Below are 5786 nucleotides of genomic sequence, written 5' to 3' on the forward strand. Positions count from 1 at the left end.
GAATGCGTCGGCAGAATCATTCAACGCCAAAATCAAAGCTTTCCGAAGCCAGTTGCGCGGTGTATGCGATGTGAAATTCTTTATGTTCAGACTTGCCACGCAATATAGTTGAGAATGTCATCCCCCCAACCGGAAAAATCCGCTGAGCCCTTATTCTTATTCATTATCCAAGGGAACATGAACGTATAAACGGAAGATGCCAAAAGCAACAAACAAGGTATATGGAACTCAGTTGAAAGCTGAATACAGAACAGCCATAAAGATATGAACGCAAAAGTAGAATATAACGAAAGCCTAGAAGCGGAATCCGCGCTTTTATCGGATAAGTCATGTATATACGCCATATAAAAAATGAAGAACGGTATAATAATCCAAAACCATGAAGATGCGCTAAGTACTTCCATATGAGTATCAAAAGCCTTCACGTACACATGATTCTCATCGCTATATTCAGATGGTGAAGGAATATAGAAAAACGCAATGACAGAGGTTGCGAAAGGAACTAGAAAAGGTATATCCTTTTTCTTTATATATGACATGATCAATACAAAATTAAATTTACATCGCGAAAGTAATCAATTAAAAAACAACAGGTCCTATCATTGAAGATATTGTATAACACTCTGTTTCAAAATTTACACAATATTATGGACACTGCCAATTTTATCCTAAAAGATCCTTCTTATTCCAATTCCAAGCACAACTACACTCATTATTATCGTAAAGATAAGGCTTCCCGGTTTTATCATTAAACTTTATCTTTATACTTACCGTGTTTTCGTTCTTCTTTATACATCCTTCATAAGCCGCTTGATCTATTTGTTGTGGGGTGAAAGAGAAGAACATATTACGGGAAATCCCATGATCATCATACCTCGCGACAATAATATATCTTATTTGCGCTGACATAAATTGGTTGAACCTATCTGTTTTTATCTGCGCATAAACACGCCCATCCTTTATGGTCGTAGTCTTTACCTGTACATAATAATAGATATTATCCTTTACCGCTATTATGTCTACGCCCTCATCGACCATCATCCTATTTGCGTTGTAACCGGAGAACAACAGCTCTGATATCACGGCGCATTCTCCGGCTGTGCCTGTATACTCCACGCTAGGCAACAGATCCACTATAGGTTTAGGATCTGATCTTTTTTTTCTCTTACTATATTTACCGTTAGAATATTTTAGCTCGGATTCGTCCCCTCTTTTCTTATCTGTGGAAATAAGTTCAACAACTTTATCTTCTATACGACTTCTCTCTTCAGAGTCAACTATCAATTCACCCGGATGAATAAATGAGACTATTATGTCTTTTATTTCTTTCATACGCTTCGAGTCTGAATAATTTTTAAATACAGACAGTATCAACTCTATAGTCACATCTTGCTCAATAGTCATATCAATATTTTCGTCCATGGTAAAATAGATTTATGTTTCACAAAAGTACTTCATTGTTTTACATGAGGTATATTATATTATATGTTTGATAACATATATCGGGTGACGTTTGTGTCACCCGATACTTATCTATTCTCCCCTAGCTATCTCATTCATCATCTCTTTCAAGTCATACATCTCCTGTTCCAACCTCTCATCATCAACCTTCTTAAGATATTCGCCCATTGATTTATACAGCTTATTAAGATTATTGAACTCAACGTATGACCGATATTCATCGCTCAGCATAAGATCATTCAGTTTTTTCTGGTACTCAGCGATATCAAAACTATCGTTCTTCGGATTGGACAACTCCTTACGATACCCTCTCAATCTTTGTCCGATCTTATCCATCTCAGCCAGATTATCATGATAAGCGTCATCTATGGCTTTCTTCCTTGTACGTTCGTCCCCAGTTTTGACGATCCTGTTACCTACAGGTATATTCCTCCAGTCGAAATCACGCATCCCGAAAGCCGTCTCGGCAGATTTAACCAACTGCGAGCGGGTAGCCTCTATACCACCGAAATAACCTTCCAATATATGCTCTATGACAGACGGGTTCACGTTAACTACACCGGTCTTGTACTTATCCCCTCCTGTAAGCTCGTTCGCGTATTTTGTCATCGCCAATATGGACGGGTCAACGCTCTTGAAAGCCTTCGTCCATTCCGGCATGCCCTTGTTGAAATCATTATCCTTATACAATGGCAATCCCGTCCAATCCTTGTTGTACCCGGCCTCGATCAACGGCTTCAACGAGCTTGGCACGAAAGCGGAGAAACCTCCTCCACCCTCCATCATATCCAATGGAAGGACCTGGGACACTTGCTCAGCCAGCTTCATGGCGATCTTCTTGTTTGTATGCCTCTCATTGCCGGATACCAAACCGTAAGTCATCTCACCGAGACCGTATATAGCCCTTAACTCGATAGAAAGTGGGATTGTGATCCAACCATCGAAACCGTTACGGAAACAGATATTATTACGTCTCACGTGTTCAGGAAGATCGTAATAATCACTATCCTCCTCACCGTCATCAAAAGCCTCCGCTATCATAGGCATGATAATGCCGAGCAAATAGAAAGAGGACGCTAGACCAATGGATTTCTTCGGATTACCCTTGGCCAGCCTCCCGAAATTATACATGCCTTGTACTCCGGCGTTCCAGAATATATACATGAATCTTGACAGTCCGGATAACGCCGCTCCTGATTTTCCTATATATGTCTGACCCTCCGCGTTAATGAACTTTGAACCGGCACCCTTCTTGTTGAAGTTAACGGATATCTCCTTCGCGTCATAAACCGATCTGTCCGTGCTTTTGCCCATCTCCCTTGACGTTAGGAACGCAGCGAACCTCGCGCAATTCTCGACACTCTTGTTAAACAAGTCCATCCATTCACCCAATATTCTCAACGCCTTGCCTATGGAAACCTTCTTCCCGTATTGCCTAAGTTCTCTTTGGATCTCCTTCTTCTTGTATTCGATATCCCTCAAATTGGTGTATCCGGTCTCACCGCCTCTCATGACGAAATCATGATAGGCCTTATCCAACGGGTTACCCATGTCAAGCTTTCCGCTCTCATACCTCTTTATAAGCCGGTACATATGGAGCGGGTTCACCCTCGCGAAATTCTTATTGAACTTCCACGCGTAAAGAGGGCTTTCCTTTACCCATACCGTGGTATTCGAATACAGCGCGTCACGGATGAAGTTACTTATCATGAACTCCGGGCTACGCGTGGTATAGTTAGCGGAGATGTTACGGTTAAACCATCCCGCGCATTTCTCGAACCATCCCGTGTTAGTGTCCGGGTTCGTAAGACCGTTCAACGCCTGCGCCGCCCTTGGGTTGCCGTTTATCGTGAGCACGTATTCCTTGCCGCCTCTCATCACGATCACTTGATGCTCCCTCAAGTCTTTTGGCAATATCTTGTAAGGTATACCTATGGCGTCCCTCGAGCGCTTGAAACCCGAGTCTTTCTCATTGGACAGCTCCTCCATGCGCTTGTTGAAAGCCTCTACGATCGACTCTACCTGATCCGGCGTGGCGTTGGATGGGATATCCGGGAATACCGCTACCCAATCGCCGGTAACATCGTCACGTCGTATCCACATATCGCTTACGCTAACGAGATCCGTCTTATGGTTCTGCGCCATCGTAAGGAATTTCTGCTTCATCAGGTTTCGGTTACCTTGCATGATACCGCTCTCCGCCATGTTCGCGATAGTCGCTATAGGGTCGTCAGCCTTGCTCCTCCTTCCGGAGGCTGTCTTAATCGGGGCGTTAAACGTATGGCTGTCGGACTGTAGATAAGCGTATACCTCATCCGCCGTTTTCTCCTCCCATCCACGCAAAGGCACGTAGAACTGATACATGTCCCTTATACTATCAAACGTCTTTTGGCTCATGAGACCGCTATCCCGTTGCTTCTCCAATATAGCCTCATTGGCCCTTCTAACGGATTCAGACAACCCGGACGTATCATATCTTGACTCATAATCCAACACGTATTGTACAGCCGAGTCATGATCATATCCTTTGTTATCAATGTCCGGGTACATTGACGTGAGACCGCTGAAATCAACGGATAGATCGGCCCCGTATTCCTCGGCCAGCCTATCCATCTCCGATTGCTGCTCTTCCCATGACTTCCCGTTATCGCGTATCTCGTTCCTCCTACCGATATACTCCTCGAGCATGGACTCATAGGTCTCATTGTTTTTTGACAACGCCAGCTTAACGGCCATCTCCCGGTTTCTCTCTATGCCATGCTTGGTTATAAGGTAATCTCTCACCTGATCAATGCTTGACCCCTTCTTCTCCAATCGTGATATCGCCTTTAATATAGGCTCGAAAGCCGCCTTCCTGTAAGCGTCAAACTCAGCTTGGTTAACAGAGGACAGCGCGTTCTCGGACATATAGGCGTTCTCGTAATCCAGTATTCGGCTATTTGTAGCCTTGGCCACCGAGTCCTGCAACTCCTTAAGCCCTAACATGGAATCCTGTAAAGCCTCCTGGAATTGATAGGCAGACGTCGACAAGGTACGCTCATATTGTTCCTTGGCCGATCCTACCTGTTTCTCCACCACCTGCACGTCATTATCCGCGAACAATACGGATTCCTCGCGCGCGTCCTCCCTGAAACGCACGATACTCTCAGCGAAGCCGAAATCATCCGTTACGTCCCTTGATTCCCTTCCAGCTCCTCTATCCGTCTCTGCAGTTCCTCTATCTCCGCGTCCTTCGTTGTTATCGTCTGGTTCAGCGAGTATATCTCCGCGTCCTTCTCCGACAACGTCGCCGACACCTGCTGTCCTATCGAACGGATCTCCAGCGTAAGCGCGCTCTCCATCGCCGTCATCTTGTCCGTCAGCCTTTTCTCCATATCGGTAAGCTGCTTCTTCATCTCCGTCAATAGCGTTTTCACCTCCTGTTGGTTCGTCGACACCGTCTGGTTTACCCTGACCTCGGTTCTCATCAACGACCTCGACTGCATCGAGTTCACCTCCAGCACCTTCTGTTTTAGAAGGTTGTTCTCCTTTTTCAGGTTCAATATCTCCCTCGTTTGATCCATTGTTATCCTCGTTTAAATTATTCTTGTCATAAACCCAATCACCGTTACCGTCTTTCCTCCATCCGGTCGCTTCATATATTTTCCTTGCGTTTTCTTGGTCATCCGTTTGGAGAATAGAGAGCAAACGCCTATCTTTGATGCCAGATACGGGCGGGTTGCCATCCATTCCAGCTTTTTGTATTGTTGGGACAATGGATAGTAATTCGCCTTTTTCTATATCTGTTAATTTATGGTCATAATATCTATCCCCATTACTCTGATTCGCGATAACGGCCTTTACGGTATAATCCGTATCACCAATCTTCAACCCGCATACATAATATGAGAAAGATCTCACACCCGGATATCTCTCATGATCCTCATTGTTTAACTCATCAATAAATATAGATTCCTCAATGATTTTAGGTATAGCGGCTATAGATTGAAGATGCTCGACATCCTTATAGTCATGTTGCAATATCTCGCGAATGCCACCACGGTTATTTCCTCCTGTCACGGATATGGAAACACCCGTATCATTATTGGTATATTCTCCTCTCAATGACTTTCCATATTCCAAGGCGTTCTTCTTATACTGCTTCATATCCGCGCTTGGTTCTATCTCATGTCCGCTTATCTCAACAGGATCGATTCTACGTAACTTATCGATACGTGACTTCTTCTCATCGTTCTCCCTGTCCATACGCTTAGCCTCATAGAGCTTGCCACGTATATCGGAAGGCATAACGTCACCATCCCTATAAACGGATTTGTCGCCTATGG

Annotated in this window: 2 protein-coding genes and 1 pseudogene; 1 reads left to right on the forward strand and 2 read right to left on the reverse strand. The window is 44.3% G+C overall.

The window, feature by feature from the left end:
- Nucleotides 1-112, forward strand: a pseudogene (locus G7Y39_RS13945) (DDE transposase); the annotation flags it as partial.
- 551 nt (nt 113-663) lie between these two features.
- Here the strand turns inward: G7Y39_RS13945 and G7Y39_RS12900 are convergent.
- Nucleotides 664-1422, reverse strand: coding sequence for a hypothetical protein (locus tag G7Y39_RS12900; RefSeq protein WP_165157852.1), 759 nt, complete (start codon nt 1420-1422; stop codon nt 664-666).
- Nucleotides 1423-1533: 111 nt separating this feature from the next.
- Nucleotides 1534-5748 carry an LPD38 domain-containing protein gene (locus G7Y39_RS12905; RefSeq protein ID WP_241160058.1) on the reverse strand — a complete coding sequence of 1405 codons (4215 nt, stop codon included), beginning with the start codon at nt 5746-5748 and terminating at the stop codon, nt 1534-1536.
- Nucleotides 5749-5786: the final 38 nt, after the last annotated feature.

Source organism: Parabacteroides sp. ZJ-118, from assembly GCF_011038785.1.
Classification (GTDB): domain Bacteria; phylum Bacteroidota; class Bacteroidia; order Bacteroidales; family Tannerellaceae; genus Parabacteroides.

Coding starts and splice junctions, on each gene's coding strand:
- G7Y39_RS12900 (WP_165157852.1), bottom strand. CDS start 1,422: ATGGACGAAAATATTGATATGACTATTGAGCAAGATGTGACTATAGAG.
- G7Y39_RS12905 (WP_241160058.1), bottom strand. CDS start 5,748: ATGCCTTCCGATATACGTGGCAAGCTCTATGAGGCTAAGCGTATGGAC.